This is a genomic window from Sulfurospirillum sp., assembly GCF_036802865.1.
Lineage (GTDB): Bacteria > Campylobacterota > Campylobacteria > Campylobacterales > Sulfurospirillaceae > Sulfurospirillum.
Window position 1 is genome coordinate 548,403 of record NZ_DAIRVK010000002.1, and the last position, 18,342, is coordinate 566,744.

The 18,342-nt window shown below is 39.6% G+C and carries 5 protein-coding genes; all 5 read right to left on the reverse strand.

Features of this window, described 5'->3' with window-relative positions; all coding sequences use genetic code 11:
- Positions 1-267: 267 nt before the first annotated feature.
- From V7Q04_RS07140 to V7Q04_RS07160, 5 genes are read right to left on the reverse strand one after another with little or no spacing between them, the layout of a single operon-like run.
- On the reverse strand, positions 268-1,587 hold the full coding sequence (locus V7Q04_RS07140; protein ID WP_333804282.1) for an HlyD family type I secretion periplasmic adaptor subunit: 1,320 nt from the start codon (positions 1,585-1,587) through the stop codon (positions 268-270).
- Entirely contained in the window at positions 1,584-3,686 is a 2,103-nt protein-coding gene (locus V7Q04_RS07145; RefSeq protein ID WP_333804284.1) for a peptidase domain-containing ABC transporter, read from the reverse strand. Before V7Q04_RS07145 ends, V7Q04_RS07140 begins: the two co-directional genes overlap by 4 nt.
- On the reverse strand, positions 3,671-4,978 hold the full coding sequence (locus V7Q04_RS07150) for a TolC family protein (protein ID WP_333804285.1): 1,308 nt from the start codon (positions 4,976-4,978) through the stop codon (positions 3,671-3,673). Before V7Q04_RS07150 ends, V7Q04_RS07145 begins: the two co-directional genes overlap by 16 nt.
- A complete protein-coding gene (locus V7Q04_RS07155) occupies positions 4,975-17,580 on the reverse strand; it encodes a calcium-binding protein (RefSeq protein WP_333804286.1) in 12,606 nt (4,201 codons plus the stop codon). The genes V7Q04_RS07150 and V7Q04_RS07155 overlap by 4 nt, the downstream gene beginning before the upstream one ends.
- The gene (locus V7Q04_RS07160) at positions 17,580-18,338 is read right to left on the reverse strand and encodes a hypothetical protein (RefSeq protein WP_333804287.1); all 759 of its coding nucleotides are present in this window, start codon (positions 18,336-18,338) and stop codon (positions 17,580-17,582) included. Before V7Q04_RS07160 ends, V7Q04_RS07155 begins: the two co-directional genes overlap by 1 nt.
- Positions 18,339-18,342: the final 4 nt, after the last annotated feature.

The following is an 18,342-nucleotide window of genomic DNA, read 5'->3' on the forward strand; positions in this document are numbered from 1 at the left end:
TTATTGGTAAGTAACAAAAAACACTTTAATGTATTTTTACCAGTAGAACTATGACCTTACCACACAAAAGAAGTTTAGATTTTACTTTTATTAATTATTGAAAACTGTAATTTTCATAATTAAATTACAGAAGCATCTTTAGAAATATTACATTAAATTCGTAGCATGAAAATAGCTACTTATAACATTTATAGTTATAGTTAAATAATACAGAAGAGCCTCAGGCTCTTCTTCAATAATAACATCATTATACCATTTTCATTGAATTTACCTCACACTTAACCCCTCATCCATATACTGAATAATCGGATAGATAAAGAACTCAATGATTTTTCTCTTTCCTACTTTAATCTCGGTAGTGACATTCATACCAGGTTCTAATCGTTTCTCTTTACCATCAACCATAATCGATGTTGATGTTGGAATCACTTTGATCTCATAGATCAGCCCTTGCTTTTCATCTTCGATGGCATCATTACCAATGCTATCTACAATACCCTCGATCAGACCATACTTTTGAAAGGTAAAGGTATCGATCTTAATGGCTGCAGGCATCTGTTTGGCAACGAAACCTATATCTTGATTGAGTACGGTTGCTTTGACGATTAATGGCGCATCATCAGGAACAAGAGAAATCAGCTTTTCAGCAGGGGTTACAACCCCTCCTTCGGTATTTACCATTAATTTAGCGACATAGCCACTTAGAGGTGCTTTAATCTGCTGTTGTCTGTTTTGGAAAGAGATGGCATTGATTTCTGATTCTAAGGCTCTGAGCTCTTTTTTCTTATCAAGGAGTTGATTAAACCATGTCGAAAGAGTCTGTTCAACATAGACTTTCTCTTCATGTTCAACCTCTTTGAGGTGTTGTTTGCTCTCATGCTCTTTATGGCGAGCCATATTAAGCTGTTCGCGAACATTATGAACACTTTTTTGGACTTCTTCATAATCATTACGTGCGATAATATCAAGCACTTTTTCCATTCTTTGAAGTCTTATTTGATCTTTGAGTAAAAGACCTTCGAGTCTTTGTACATCTGCTTTAGCACTGCTGTATTGTGCCCCTGCTTGGGATCTTTTCATCGAATATTGTGATTTAGAAGCATTCAGCGAATCACGTTGGTGAAGGTACAGATCACTTTGTTCGGCCAAAAGAGCTTGGTCGAAATATTTATACTGCGTAAAGTTTGGTTTTCTATTTTCCACTAAAGCGCTTAAGCGTTCATTTTCTAAAATATGGACTATGAGGTCTTTATCTTTCGAAGCAAGGCTTGTTTGTGTGACACTAGGATCAATTTGCATCAGTACTTGATCTTTTTCTACATGTTCGCCCTCTTTGACCAATATCTTGGCAATTACACCAGTTTCAATGGGTTGAAGTATCTTAACCTCCCCTGTAGGAACCACTTTACCCCGTGCGCTTACCACGATATCTATCGTTGCAAAGCTAAGCCACATTATTCCAAAAAAGATCACGCCAAAGATAAGCCATAAAATAGTACGGCCTAATGGATTAAGGGGTCTGTCTTCAATTTCAACCAACAGAGGCTGAAACTCATGCACATCATTGTGCTGTTTTTTCGCCTTCATGCCCTCTCCTGCTGTGTGGTTAAGAAGTGATAGTAGCCTTTAAGCACCATGAGTTCATCATGGCTACCTCGCTCTACAATATCGCCTTTATCCATCACGATGATCTCATCACAATCTCTTACAGTACTTAGTCTATGAGCGACAATAAACATTGTCCTTCCCTCTTTAATGGCTTTGAGGTTATCTTGAATGATTTTTTCAGATTCATAATCAAGAGCAGAGGTTGCTTCATCAAATATGAGAACCTTAGGATCTCCTAGAAGAGCCCTTGCAATGGCAATGCGTTGTCTCTGTCCACCAGAGAGTGATGAACCGCGTTCTCCTACAAAAGTATCATACCCTTCAGGAAGTTCTGAGATAAACTCATGTGCTCCTGCAATTTTAGAAACGGTGATTATGCGCTCCATTGAAGCGCCTGGAACCGCAAAGGCAATGTTCTCTTTAATCGTTCCACTAAAGAGATAATTCTCTTGTAAAACAACGCCGATGTTATGGCGAAGCCATGAGGGATTCATATGTCTAATGTCTACACCATCGATGTAGACTGCTCCTTCATGAGGGAGATAAAGACGCTGTAACAGTTTGGTGAGCGTACTCTTTCCACTACCACTTCGCCCTACCACACCAATGCTTTGTCCTGGGCTTACATGTAAAGAGAGTTGTTTTAAAATAAGCGGACCATCAAGGGCATAACGAAAGGCAATTTTGTCAAAGTTAACCTCCCCTTGCACTTTTGGCAAAGTAATGGCTTTATCGTTCATCTGCTCGGTGGGAGTATTCAGAATATCACCTATGCGATCCACCGAAAGCAATGCTTGTTGGAACTCATTCCAAAGTCCTACTAAACGCATGACAGGAGAGCTAAACTGACCAGCAAACATCTGAAAGGCTATAAGTTGCCCAACACTCAGTTTATTATCAATGACCAGCCCTACTCCAAAGTAAAGAATGCTGAGCGTCATCAGCTTTTGTAAAGCGCCACTGACACCGGAAAGTATATTGGAAAGATGGGCTAGATTAAAGCCAGCATTAACGTAAGCTCCTAAGTACTCTTCCCACTTCTTTTGCATACTACCTTCAATGGCTAAGGCTTTCACCGTTTGCATACCCGTGACCGATTCCACTAAATAGGCATTGGATTGTGCACCCATTTGAAACTTCGCTTCAAGACGTTTGCGAAGGTTCGGGGTCACGATGATATAGAGTGTTGCGATAATGGCAATAAAACCTAAAGAGACGAAAGAGAGTTGCACACTATAGATCATCATCATTACTACAAACACCACTGAGAAAAGCATATCTAAAAGCACGGTGACGGACTTGTTGGCGATAAACTCTCTGATCTGATCGAGTTCTCGTACACGAGCGATAATATTGCCCACTTTTCGTTTCTCAAAGTAGACCAAAGGAAGCGAGATAAGATGGCGAAACAATCTTGCTCCAAGCCTTGCATCGATCTTTGAGGTGGTATGAACAAAAATATAGTTACGTACGATGCTCAGTAAAAACTCAAAGAGAATGACCGCTCCAAAGGCGATAGCAATGACATTAAGCGTACTCATACTGTGGTGAACCAATACTTTATCAAGAACAACCTGTGTAAACAGTGGTGTAACGAGACCAAAGAGCTGCATCACAAAGGAGGCTAAAAGGACTTCACCAACAATACGTTTATAGTGTAACAGTTGATTGTAAAACCAAGCAAAGCCAAATTTGATCTGATCGGTCATGATTTTATGTTTGAGAATAATCACTTTAGGCTGTATGGTGGTTGTAAAATCTGTAAAACTGAGTAAATAAGGCTCTTTAGCTCCTGCTTCAAAGACCAACATCTGCTCTTTTTCAAGATCAATTTTTAAGATCGTAATGTAACCTGCATCTTTTTTTCGTGCGATACACGGCAAAGGGTATTTTTCCATTTGAGCAAGCGTGAGTGATTTCAGTTTGGTTTTAAAGCCCTGCTCTTTAGCAATACGAGCCAATACCTCAATGGAAGGTTCATTGGCATCTAAAGCATATTTTCTAGCAATGGCGGTGGAGTCAATCGCAATGCGGTTGAGCTGTCCAACGACTTCAAGTGCGACTAATGCGCTGCGCATTCATACTCCTTTTGAGAAAAGAGAATCTCTTTGGTGTGACTAAGGCTGAGTAGCTCTTCTGCTTCATTGGAAGCGATGGCGGTTTGGTAGTATTGGATTTGAGCTTTAAGGCTTGAGAGTTTATCTTTTTGACCATTTTCATGCAGGCTTTCGATCATCTCAGATACATTTTGAGAAGAAGCTTCACTTCTTTTAGCACTGTTTAGTCTTTGTTCACGTTCACGTGCTTGTGATTGCAGAAGATACTGCTCTTTTTCGTAGGTTCGTTTAGCCTCTTCAAGGGCAACTCTTGCTTGTTGCAACTCTAAGAGTCTTGTCTCCACAGCAGCTTCTCTGGCAAAGCCATCAAAAATTGTCCAACTAAAAGAAAGCCCTACTCTATAACCATTTTTCTCCATATTATCGGTAGCTTGGCTAAGACGATCTTTGTCTGAACCATAAATATCATACTTACTATACAGTGAAAAAACAGGCAGATAGCGTGTCTTCTCTGCTTTAAGTTGCGCACTCTTTTGCTCAATGCTGGCATAGGCTTGTTTAGCACTGGAACTCTCTTCAAAGCTTAAAGATCGTACAGAAGACTCTTTTACATGTAAAGGCTCTAACTTAGAAGAACCATCCAATTTAACACCGCTAAGGTAAGACATATGCGCTAACATACTCTCTTTTTCTTCTTGAATTTGAGCACTCAGAACAAGCTGATCAGCCATATATTGGGCATAGGTGATGACTTCTGTTTGAGCGAGTTCCCCTGCCTCATTGAGTCTTTTTGCCATAACGTAGGATTCTTGATAGAGCTTTTGGATACGTTGGTAATAGGCTAGCTTTGCAGTAGCTATACGCACTTTGGCATAGGCTTCCAATAGAGAGTCTAACTGCTCTTTAAGATTCACGCACTCCCCTGCTTTGGACGCTTTTATCTGTTCATTGGCAGCTTTTACACCAAGATTGGTGGCACCAAAGCGAAAAAGGTCATACGTAAGCGAGATTGTGGAAGAGTTCTGGTACTGGGAGGTTTGGGTTAAACTATCACTACCAATATACGAAGGTGTCGTTGCATCAGTAAATTTTTTAGAATACTCCGATGTTCCACCAAGGGCTAAAGTAGGAAGATACGCAGCTTCCGCAGTTCTTAGACTCTCTTGTGCAATTTTGGTTTGAAGACGTTGTTGTTGCAACTTTGGGGAACTTTTTTCCATTGCATCTAACAACATCTCAAAGGTGACACTCTGATGGGCAAAGCCAAGAGTCACAGAAAATACTGCGACTCCCAGAAAGGCTTTTTTCATCATGCGTTATGCCATCCTGAACTTACGATCTGCATTAAGGCTTGGTTGTTTTGTATATCACTATTAGAGGTTAATGAAATACCTTTATCGACAGCATACGCACTCATTTGCTGAATGATTAGGTTCATATCATTGTCCGTGAGATAACTACCGTTTGATAACTCTATGCGCTCTATCGGCGATGAAGAGGTATTGTTGTATGTATTGGCAACTTTGATGGTATCGTTTTGTCCGTACTGGATAAGAAGGTTTGTACCACTGAGTATAAAGCTAACATCATTGTTTGTGATGCCATCACCAAATTTAACACTATCTACATCACTGCTATTCCAGCTTGCCCACTCATTGATCGTATCTTTTCCATCACCTTTGTTAAATAAGTAAGTGTCACTGCCACTGCCTCCCTCCATGAAGTCATTGCCTGTCCCACCACTTAAAACGTCATTGCCACCATAACTATAGATGCCATCATTGCCACCCATACCATAGATATTGTCCCCGAGAGTATCAATACCAAAGAGCCAATCACTGCCCTCAGTGCCTTTTGTGATAGCAAGTGCATTGACATCGGTTGTGTTAAGTGTTGTTCCATCACTGAAAGTGATCTGTTCTATCGTATTTCTTTGGACTCCGCCAAACCAGTATTTAATACGCATAGAATCATTGTCATTGACTTTAAAGACCAAGTCATAGTTATCTCTTAGGATTTGCAGGTTCTCTTTGGTGATTCCTGCACCAAAGAGGATTTTATCCGTATCGCTACTGCCATAGGCCGAGGAGTCAACGACCGTATCAGCTCCATCACCGATATTGAAAAGATAGGTGTCACTTCCATAAGAACCATCGATGAAGTCATCGCCACTTCCACTTTTTAGCGTATCGTTGCCACTGCCTGCATAAAGAGTGTCATTGCCACTACCTCCGCTTATGACATCATCACCATTCTCACCAAAGAGCATGTCAGTTCCACTCCCACCATTTAGTATGTCGTTGCCCTCTCCTGCGTAGATTTGATCATTGCCATTATCGCCGTAGATTGCATCATTGCCATTGTTTCCTTGCAAGTTATCATTACCATCTCCACCTACCATAAGGTCATTTCCACTGCCACCACTCACATAATCATTGCCACCCGCTCCGAGTAAAATATCATTCCCTACATTACCAAGGAGCCAGTTGCCAGTATTATCTCCTGCAACAAGATGATCACTTGCATCTAAAACGACATAACCGCCATACATGATTGGATTAATAGCATCTCGTGAAAGGCTAATAGTGCCTTCTGCCATTTGCAATACTTCGACACCAGCTTGAGGATCAGTGAAATAGTTTTTCAAGGTAATGGTCTTCGTATCTGCAACAGTGATAACAAGATCACCTCCATTGCAAGAAAAGCGAAGATCATCTTTGCTCAAAGTATTCATTACAAGTGTTTTAGTATCACTTGTATCATCAATGACAAGATCTTCACCCTCATAGATATAACCTTGAACCTCAAATCGTAAGGTTTGCTTTACAACCCCTCCATTGCCATCATCAATAGTAATAATGGCAATATCATCACCGTTATAAGAACCTTCAGATTGATAAGTCCACTCGCCGTTTGCATTAATAGAAATCTTACCGTGTGAGGCTTGAGTTGAAATACCATACGTTAAGGTATCACCGTCTGGATCAATAACATTGATATTACCTGTGCTTTTTCTTGCATCTTGAAGTTGAACATTTACTTCTACATCTATGAGAATTGGTGCTTGATTACGTAAATCATCAAGGCTTAATGTTGTACCATCATCTAATATGACTTTTTCAATTTCAAAGCCTGTTTGTGTCCAGTTTTTGATGGTGATAGTGTCGCTTAGTTCTTCAAAACTTTTACCTGTTTCTTTAAGTCCTAGGATGATGTCATCGCCAACGACTTTAGCGAGAATATCTCCTCTGGCAATACCTGCACCTAACATTAAAGTATCAATGCCAGAGCTATCACTAATTAAATCATGAGCGCCATTTTTTTCGAAAATATAGTAGTCATCGCCATTGCCACCCATTAAGATGTCTGCACCCATGCCACCGTCAATGACATCATCACCATCATCACCCATTAACTGGTCATCGCCTGCTTGTCCATTTAAGAAGTCATCGCCATCATTACCGCTGATGAGCTCATTTCCATCTGCACCAAAAAGAACATCGTTGTAACGACCTCCCACTAAGCTATCGCCTGATGCTAAAACCGTAGCTGAGAGTTCGCCATTTTCTTTGGTTTGCATAAGTTTGGCATAGATAGCTTGTGCATCTAAGGCTGTGCCATCGGCAAAGACAAATTTTTCGATTTTCCCTGTTGCATCAAACCAATTTTTAACAACGATCTGATCGGAAAGATCTTTAAGTGCCGTATCGTCTTCGCTATTTTCACGGATACCAATGACGAGTCCATTGGTTTGGCGATCCCATTTCACAAGGATTTGATCTGCGCTAATTCCACTTGCAAAACGAATTGTATCAATGCCAAGTCCTGTTGGGTCATTATCATCAATGACATCTTTACCGCCACCTAATTTCATCACATAGGTGTCATTGCCCTCGCCTCCGCTAAAGCTTTCATTGGCAATTCTAGAGATGAATGTGTCGTTGTTGGTGATCGTGTCGTTTTTATCCACTTTAAACCAAACATCTCTAACAATGCCTGAACCATTACTACTTGAGGTAAAGCTTGTTTGATTGGAGATGATATTCCCAGCTTCTGTAATTTGGTTGAAAGTTGTACCATCTTCTCTGGTAAGATGAATGGAAGAAATATCGCTTAACTGTAGACTTGTAAGCTCTCCAGCATCCGTGATGCCGTTTTGGTTAGCGTCTTTCCAGATTTTCAGGCTTGCAAAAGCACTATCATTAACATCAATGATATTATCGTGGTTGCTATCGTACTGAGCAAGTGCAGTATAACCGTCACTTGATAAAGAGCCATCGGCAAGTTTGGTGTAATTACCAAAAAGCTCGCCACCGTTGTTTATGAGTCCATCACCATTAAGATCCATCGAAAGTAGTGCATCACTTGATTCTGCCCAAGCCGTTTTTTCCTTAATTCCATTGCCATCATAATCAAAATAAACATTGCTTGACTCTAATGCGATAGAGGTTTTAAGATTGCCATTAAGATCAAGTACAATTGGAGGGGTATATTCACCACCTGAACTATTGCCACCTCTCCAATATGAGCCGATCATTTCCATCATAGGCCCATTGGATCGGATTATGTCTGTACTTGTTAATGAAATGCCATTTTCAGAAGCATAAAGACTCAGGTTTTCGGAGAGTTTTTCGATATCAAGGCTGGTCATATAGGTACCATCACTGAGTACGATCTTTTCAATGGCATTATTGAGATTGGTTTGCGAGTTGATAGTTATAAAATCACCATTTCCTGCATCAATTTCTAAGTTAGAGCCATTCATTCTTAATACGATGTCATCCGCAGTAATGCCATCACCAAACTTCAGGGTATCGTTACCAGCATTATTACCATTTTGCTGACTACCATAGCTATCATAAATTGTATCTTTGCCATCACCCCTATTAAACAGATAAGTATCATCTCCTACCCGTCCATAAAGTATATCATTACCTTTGCCACCATGAATCGTATCTGCGCCATCTAAAGCATATATTATCTCATTATCATCGGTTCCAACATGAGCCATAATATCTGCTTTATTCCATGTCGTTCCATCACTAAAAACAATATTCTCAACAGCATAATACGTATTAAACATCCATCTGGATTCATAATAATCGGGGGAACCAGCTAACCAATTCTCGAATGTAATTGTATCACTGAGTTGATCAAATGTTTTTCCTTCTTCTTTTAGTCCGATGACAAGATTATTCCCTACTTGTTTGATCAGAATATCATCGGCAGTGATTCCTTCTTTAAATTTAAGAGTATCATTGCCATAGTTACTATTCTCAAAGTTATTCTCTCTTACAAGATCTTTACCATCACCTCGTCCAAACAAATAGGTATCGTTTCCACTTCGTCCTTCAAGAAGATCATTACCAGACCCTCCATCCATAACATCATCCCCTAATTGTCCATAGAGTTCATCATTACCATCTCCTCCATAAAGGGTATCATTACCATCTTGCCCTTGTAGTGCATCAGCTCCATCTCCTCCATAGAGTGTATCATTACCTCCGCCTGATACGATAGCATCATTTCCTTTTTCCCCGTAAATAATATCATTCCCAGCCCCTGAAACAATAACATCATTACCGCCTAATGCGTGGACAACATTGTCCTCTGCTCCATACGTTAAATTGTCATCTTGTTCGGTTGGATCAAACAAGAATACTGTATTAATTTTAGTTCCATCACTAAGTACAAAGTGCTCAATTCTATTATTAACGTTATACCAATCTTTAATCGTAATAACATCGCTGAGTTGATCAAATACTTTACCATCTTCTTTAATACCAATAAGAACATTATTGCCTGATTTTTGGATAATAAAGTCATCCGCAGTAATGCCATCACCAAACTTCAGGGTATCGTTACCAGCATTATTACCATTTTGCTGACTACCATAGCTATCATAAATTGTATCTTTGCCATCACCCCTATTAAACAGATAAGTATCATCTCCTACCCGTCCATAAAGTATATCATTACCTTTGCCACCATGAATCGTATCTGCGCCATCTAAAGCATATATTATCTCATTATCATCGGTTCCAACATGAGCCATAATATCTGCTTTATTCCATGTCGTTCCATCACTAAAAACAATATTCTCAACAGCATAATACGTATTAAACATCCATCTGGATTCATAATAATCGGGGGAACCAGCTAACCAATTCTCGAATGTAATTGTATCACTGAGTTGATCAAATGTTTTTCCTTCTTCTTTTAGTCCGATGACAAGATTATTCCCTACTTGTTTGATCAGAATATCATCGGCAGTGATTCCTTCTTTAAATTTAAGAGTATCATTGCCATAGTTACTATTCTCAAAGTTATTCTCTCTTACAAGATCTTTACCATCACCTCGTCCAAACAAATAGGTATCGTTTCCACTTCGTCCTTCAAGAAGATCATTACCAGACCCTCCATCCATAACATCATCCCCTAATTGTCCATAGAGTTCATCATTACCATCTCCTCCATAAAGGGTATCATTACCATCTTGCCCTTGTAGTGCATCAGCTCCATCTCCTCCATAGAGTGTATCATTACCTCCGCCTGATACGATAGCATCATTTCCTTTTTCCCCGTAAATAATATCATTCCCAGCCCCTGAAACAATAACATCATTACCGCCTAATGCGTGGACAACATTGTCCTCTGCTCCATACGTTAAATTGTCATCTTGTTCGGTTCCTTGGAGTATGTCATTTGAAGTGATTGTACTTCCATCTGTAAATTTTACGATCTCAACACGATTTGTTATACCGCCTGTATACCAGTTTTTTACAGTTATCGTATCGATAAGCTGATCGAGTGTTTTACCGTCTTCTTTGAGTCCAATGACAAGGTCATTGCCCACTTGTTGCCAAATGACATCACTTTTTAAAATGCCATTTGCCATGACAATGCTATCAAGCCCTGCATTATCAGTGATAACATCTTTGCCCATTCCTTTTCCAAATCGATAAGTGTCATTTCCACTAACATCATTTATAGTATCGTTGCCGTATCCTCCATCATAAATATCATTGCCACTAATATCACTCATAGTGTCATCTCCATAACCGCCATCAAAGGTATCATCCCCATTGCCACCAGTAAGTACATCAGTTCCGACACCTCCATTGAGAATATCGTTGCCATTTTTACCATCTATTGTGTCGTTACCTACACCACCATTGAGGATGTCATTTTGATCATCAAGTCCATTAATTGTATCATTCCCGTCAGTTTTAATACTTTGAATAATATCTACAGAACTCATAGTAGTGCCATCACTAAACTTGAAAGACTCAATGCGACCGTTACTGTACCAATCTTTTAAGATAATACGATCATTCAGCCTATAAAATGAGGTGCTTCCTTCTTTTAGACCAACAGCAAGATTATTGTCAAATACGCGAAGAACGATATCATCCTTACTGACACCTTCTCCAAAGAAGAGGACATCTGTTCCAGCACTATCTTTAATGATATCTCTGCCATCACCTTTATTAAAGATATACACATCATTGCCTAAGGCATCTTTGATATAGTCAGCTCCAGCTCCTCCGATGATTTTATCGTCACCCGTTCCCCCATCAATGATGTCATCTCCATATTGACCATAGATGATGTCATTGCCATCACCTCCACTAATCACATCAGCTCCACCTGCTGCTTCAATGGTATCGGCACTTGTAGTTCCTGAAATTTCATCATTGTCATTGCCATAAATGTAGTAGCGTTTTGATGTCCAAGTGTTGTTGAAAGTGATGGTAGGGAATGTTTCGGTTTTAGAGATGTCCATGACTTCACCATTACTAAAGATGATCTTCTCAATGCCATGGTTTACATTTGCCCAGTCTTTAATGACCACGATATCTTGTAATTCTTGGTAAGTTTCAGAACTATTAATCTTTATGATCAGATTTGTTCCATTTACACCAATCGTCACATCAGCTTTATTGATGCCCGTTGCGAATTGAAGAGTATCTTTACCTGCATTAACTTCAAGTCCATCTTTGTAGTAATAATCATCGATTACCACGGTAAAATCGCCTTGATTGTACACATATACATCATCGCCATTGCCACCACGAAGTACGGCACCTTGTTTACTAAAGATGGTATCTTCTATATTGACATTGACAAAGAGTGCGGCTACTTCGCTGTTGGTCATTTGAGTTCCATCGGCAAACTTCAATGTTTCGATGGTATTGGTATCTTTAAAGTAATTTGAGATAGTAAGTTTATCGCCTAAGGAACTAAATGTTTTTCCAGCTTCTTTAACCGCGACGACAAGATCATACCCAACCTGTTTAAAGATGAGATTTTCTTTTGCGATGCCTGTACCAAAACTAATAGCATCAACGCCACCTTCATCACTTAGTCTATCTTTGCCATCACCTTTATTGAAAATATAGGTATCATTGCCTAGTCCACCATAAAGACTATCATCTCCTGTACCACCAGTTAGAGTGTCTTCTCCACTTCCTGCTTGAAGGATATCAGCTCCTTCATTACCAAAGAGTACATCATCGCCACCTTCTGCGTTAATAACATCATCTCCTAATCCGCCGATAATTTTATCAGCTCCGCTACCTGAAGTAATTGTATCGTTTCCGCTACCACCATCAATGATATCAGCACCACTTCCAGTGATGATAGTATCATTACCATCGAGTGCATTGACAGTAGATGCTTCATTGCCATACACAAGATAGTCACTCTCTTCACTACCACGTTGCAATTCATCTAACGCTAATGAAGTTCCATCATTTAAGAGTAAGTGTTCTAACTTTCCACTGGAAAGGTAGTTTTTAATGGTAACCGTATCAGTTAGTTGATCAAATGTTTTTCCCTCTTCTTTAATGCCAATGATCAGATCATTGCCATTCGCTTTTGCGATCAGATCATCTTTGGTGATGCCTTCACTAAAACGCAAGGTATCTTCTCCGCTTTCATCACTGAGGATATCTTTACCATCACCTTTACTGTATAGGTAAAGATCATTGCCAGATCCTCCATACAGTGTATCAGCACCTACACCACCAGTTAGGGTATCATTACCGATTCCTGCATCTAACGTATCATCACCTTCATTGCCGACAAGTTTATCATCTCCTGAGTCAGCTGACAGAACATCATTGCCTTCATTTCCGTAGAGTTTATCATCACCTGAACCTGCGTATACGCTATCGTTTCCGCTTCCTGCGGTGATGGTGTCTGCACCTGCATGACTATAAATCGTATCATTACCACTACCGCCATCAATGATATCATTGCCTGCACCTGTGGTGATTTTATCATTGCCTCCAAGAGCATTAATGGTTGTATTTTCATCGTTAAAGGTTAGAACATCATCGCCATCGGTTCCTTGTTGGAGCTCTTCAAGCGAAACAAACGTACAATCGCTTAGCTGTATCTTTTCGATACGGTTGTTAGTGTTGAAGTACTCTTTGATAGTGACAGTGTCACTGAGTGCTTCAAAGTTTTTACCCTCTTCTTTAATGCCGATGATAAGATCATTGCCATTGAGTCTAATGACAAGATCGTCTTTGGTAATGCCCTCGGAAAATTTCAAAGTATCAAGCCCTGCATTACCTTGGGAATTGCCACTATATCGGTAGTCATCATAGATACTATCTTTGCCATCACCTTTACTAAAGAGGTAGGTATCAGATCCTAGTCCGCCTTGAAGATTATCGACTCCAGTACCGCCTGAAAGTATGTCATCGCCAGAACCTGAGTAAAGTGCATCGTCTCCTGCTCCACCACCGAGAGTGTCATTGCCACTGTTTGACGTAATGGCATCATTTCCCTCTCCTCCTGCTATGACGTCATTCCCATTTCCTGAGACGATGGTGTCATTGCCACCAAGCGCATCAACCATTACAGTCGTATCGCCATAGATGAGCTGATCTGCTCCCTCTGTTGCGCTAAAAAGATCACTTATAAGAAACTTTGAGCCATCTGCAAAGAGTATGTTTTCCACTCTACTATCAGAATCGGTATAATTTTTTAGGGTGATTTTATCGCTTAGTTCTGCAAAGCTTTTACCTTCTTCTTTGATGCCGATGATGACGTCACTTCCAACACTCAGCACAACAAGATCATTTTTAGTGATGCCTTCTCCAAATTTGAGAGTATCTTCTCCTGCATATTGGCTAAGTTGATTGTTGTAACCATAACGGTAAGTATCATCTATGGTATCTTTTCCATCACCTTTATTGAAGAGGTAGGTGTCATTACCAAGTCCACCTTGAAGCACATCATCACCCAATCCACCGGTGATGACATCTACACCTGAGCCTGCAACAATGCTATCGTTGCCACTGTCACCATTCAGAGTGTCATTGCCACTACCTGCACTGATCGTATCGTTACCTTCTCCTCCATCAACAACATTGGCTCCATCTCCCGCATCGATAACGTCGTTTCCACTTCTGCCAGAAACACTATCATTTCCACCACCTACACTGATTGTATCGTTTCCGCTACCACCATCAATGATATCAGCACCACTTCCAGTGATGATAGTATCATTACCATCGAGTGCATTGACAGTAGATGCTTCATTGCCATACACAAGATAGTCACTCTCTTCACTACCACGTTGCAATTCATCTAACGCTAATGAAGTTCCATCATTTAAGAGTAAGTGTTCTAACTTTCCACTGGAAAGGTAGTTTTTAATGGTAACCGTATCAGTTAGTTGATCAAATGTTTTTCCCTCTTCTTTAATGCCAATGATCAGATCATTGCCATTCGCTTTTGCGATCAGATCATCTTTGGTGATGCCTTCACTAAAACGCAAGGTATCTTCTCCGCTTTCATCACTGAGGATATCTTTACCATCACCTTTACTGTATAGGTAAAGATCATTGCCAGATCCTCCATACAGTGTATCAGCACCTACACCACCAGTTAGGGTATCATTACCGATTCCTGCATCTAACGTATCATCACCTTCATTGCCGACAAGTTTATCATCTCCTGAGTCAGCTGACAGAACATCATTGCCTTCATTTCCGTAGAGTTTATCATCACCTGAACCTGCGTAAATACTATCATTTCCACTTCCTGCGCTGAGTGTGTCATTTCCACCAAAAGAGCGAACAGTATCATTTCCACCCAAAGCATCTATGGTATTGTCTTGATTGTCTAAGTCTATGACATCAGCATTTTCAGTGACTGAAAACTGTTGTAAGATAGTTGTTACATTCAGCGCTATTCCATCTCCTAGCACAATGTTTTCAATGCGATTTGCATTTAAAAACCAGTCTTTAACACGCACGCTATCGGTAGAGTCTTTAAGAGATAAAAGAAGATCAAATCCTTCTTTTGAAAGCACGATGTCATCTTTAATGATGTCTTTATCAAACCTCAAAGTATCATTGCCACCTGCATCAAAAAGTATATCTTTACCATCACCTTTTCTAAAAAGATACGTTTGGTTGGCACTATCGTGTGACTGGATGATGTCATTGCCACTATTGCCAAGTACTAAGCTATTGCCAGTGACTTCAAGTTTATCATCACCTTTACTTCCTGTAAAGTCAATTCCTGAAGTCATCGTTTGTTGGATGAGATCGTGGCTCATACTATCGGTAATTGTTGCTAAAAGGGCTATGGCATCTATGGTTAATGACTTCGTAGTATTGAGCATCCAAATGGTTTGAGCTAAAAATACTTTAGAGTCTATATCGATAGAAGCATCATTCAGATAATTGGTTAAACTTTGTTGCAGTTTTGTTGCATCTGTTACTTTCAAGGAGTCTGTGTCGACACTGTAACTTACACCTGTAAAGACATTTTCAAAGACACTTTGGATGGCAAATTCACTCTGGGTTCGGTGGAGCATGCTATTGTATTGGGTATTGATATAGTCTGAGGCAAGGATTAATCTGTTTTGTCCATTTATTGAAGTTACAGTAACATCTTTAGTACCAGTAACTGCTTTAGCGTTTGCTTCATAGTTTGACTCTATGCGACTGGTGAGTTCTTCTTTGCCTGAGAACTTCTCCATGATCCAGATTTTTCGATCAAGATCAGACATATCGACATCTGCGCTTAGATTGTATTTTTTAGCTATGGTCTCTTTATAGGCGTTATAACCACTCCATTCATTGATATACTCATCAAAGTCATTGGATATAAGCTGTTCATCTGTAGCATATTGCTTTGCAAGGGTAGCTAAGTTCTCATTGGTTTGATACGCAATGAAACTATCAACCACCAGTCCATACCCTCGAAGGTTTGGTAAGTTTAAGGTCGTTGGGTCTATGGTAAAGTCTTCTTGTTGGACAAGGTCTATGATGGTATCTCTTGCATCGTATTGTAAATGCACATCGGCTATAAGTTCTTTTTCGCCTGTGGCGGTTGTATAGTGAGATGCTTCTGTGATGACATTACCATTGGTGTTGATGTTGGTTTGTACAGAGTTTAAGTCTATGGAGGTGATGCCTTCTTCTTTGAGGCTTTTTAGTTCACCCTCATCGACACTACCATCTTGGTCATAGTCATGCCAGAGTTGGAGGCGGTTAAAGAGAATGTCTTTACGATCTATTTTATTGTCATAATTGGAGTCGATGGTATCTCTTAGTTCATCGAAGCCTTCTGTGGTTACGTTACCAAAGACTTCAGAAATTCCACCTACTTGTCCATCTTCATTGGCATCATACACAAGCAGTGCATCTTCACCTTTGATCCATCCTGTGCGCTCTTTTATGCCATCGCCGGTTAAGTCGAAGTAGGTTTCTGATTCTGTGACACTGGTGGTGGCTATGAAGCCGTCTTTATTGGTGTCTAGGGCTAGTGGGTCTCTGCGTTGGAAGAAGTAGGAACTTGTGAGGTTGAAGTCGTAGGGGTTGAGGCTCGTATGGTCAAAATTATAATCTTCTGGGAGGTAGAGTTTTTCGCCTTCTTTTAAAAGGTAAAAGCTTTTATCTTCACTCACAAACAAATTTGGATTGGTTTTTAATAGCTCATCAATAGTTATTTTGAAGTAGTCTGCGCTAAGTTGAAACTTATCGGCAGTAAAGTAGGTATATATTTCACCTGCACTACCTCCCGTAAGAAAAGTTTCTGCGGCTGAAAGAGCGTTATTAAGATCTGCTATATTTCCTTTCACTTCACCAGCATCATTTTTAACATGGTTAAGATAATCTATAATTTTTGAACGCATAGATTCTAAAAAAGTAATGACTCTATTGGCTTCACCAGCCGTTGTAGGTATTTTACCATCTGCAGAAGAGTATAAACCAAATAAATCCGATTGTGCATCTCTGCGGTTTTGTAAGCCAAAGCTTCTAACATCATTGTTTGCTTTATTGGAATCATATTTTATCTCATACCATGCAGCCACTCTATCGTCATTTGCAATAGCTTCAGTCAATTTTGGTCCAATCAGACCTATACCCCCGTTAAATGCCATATCGACAAGAGATATAAGCTCATTTGATTCGCCAAGCCCTGTTTTAGCGACAACTTTGTCTTGCATAGCATCTAGTTCTTTAGTCATTAAGGTTGTCGCATTTTGCTCGGTTGAAAGAGTGATGGTTGAATTGATTCTATCTTGTAATGTTTTAAGTGAATCAATGTCTCCATCTGCTTTAAACTGCCATTTACTATCAACCTTGACTCTATGGCTACCAATCAAATCTTTCACGGCTTGAATGGCTTGTTCATTGCTGAGATTACTGGTTGCAGAAGAGGCAAGATTTGATAAATCAGAGGTAATGGTAGAGTAGTTTTGAAAAAGATCATAACCATAACCTAATGCGATAGAATTGGCAGTTTTATCAACTTGGGCATTGAGGTTAGTTGACAAATCTTTATTCTTCAAAAGATCTGGATTTTCCTTTGCTTTTGTGAGATTTATGAGATCGTCTTTATAGCTTGATTTATAATTTGTATGAAGATTTGAGAGTGCCATTAGTTATCCTTTTTCGTTTTTTTAAATGTTGGACTGGTAAAAACACGCATCATATAACATAGATCGTGCTGTTCATTAGTAGCATCGTATTTACTGATAGAGATCATATTGTTATCATTCAGATTTTTACTGCGGTATCCCAAACCATCCCAATTATCACGACCATGCGTATTAAAAAACGTAGCGATGTAAAAGGTATCGGCTAATTTAAAAGGACGAAGTAAAACATCTGAACCGGATGAAACATACTGCTTAAACCCATCATTATGTACCTTTTGAACAGGGAACTCTTTGTAATCGTGACTATTTGTTCGTTTAAAACCTACAGAAATGCGCCCTTGTCCATATTGAAACTTTAGCGGAGTGTCAGCCTTTGGTGTAACATAGTCAATTTGATTATAGCTTGGGGTTCCATATAAGCGCTCATCCATAAATGCAACTAGTTCATCTTTACCGTCATTATTGATATCAAAGATGGCATTTTTGCATCCATAAGATTGTTTCTCATCGCAACGTGGTTCATTCATAGGTTTATCTTCTCCTGCACGATAAAACTCAAACTCCTTATCCCAAATAACAGCGTTAAACTCTTTGTGATTTTCCAAATGTACTTCTTTGTGCTCAAAAAGATCTTTATTAAACATACTGGTTATGTTTTGGCAGAGTTGATCATCTTTGCTCATAACTAGCAGATAAGTATCTGCTTGCAAAAATGTGTTTATCATTAATAGCCCACCCACCAACATTAATCTTTTCATTTTT

What these genes read in the sequence shown, in the direction of transcription:
- V7Q04_RS07140 (WP_333804282.1), bottom strand. Translation starts at nt 1,587, where the DNA reads ATGAAGGCGAAAAAACAGCACAATGATGTGCATGAGTTTCAGCCTCTG.
- V7Q04_RS07150 (WP_333804285.1), bottom strand. Translation starts at nt 4,978, where the DNA reads ATGATGAAAAAAGCCTTTCTGGGAGTCGCAGTATTTTCTGTGACTCTT.
- V7Q04_RS07145 (WP_333804284.1), bottom strand. Translation starts at nt 3,686, where the DNA reads ATGCGCAGCGCATTAGTCGCACTTGAAGTCGTTGGACAGCTCAACCGC.
- V7Q04_RS07160 (WP_333804287.1), bottom strand. Translation starts at nt 18,338, where the DNA reads ATGAAAAGATTAATGTTGGTGGGTGGGCTATTAATGATAAACACATTT.
- V7Q04_RS07155 (WP_333804286.1), bottom strand. Translation starts at nt 17,580, where the DNA reads ATGGCACTCTCAAATCTTCATACAAATTATAAATCAAGCTATAAAGAC.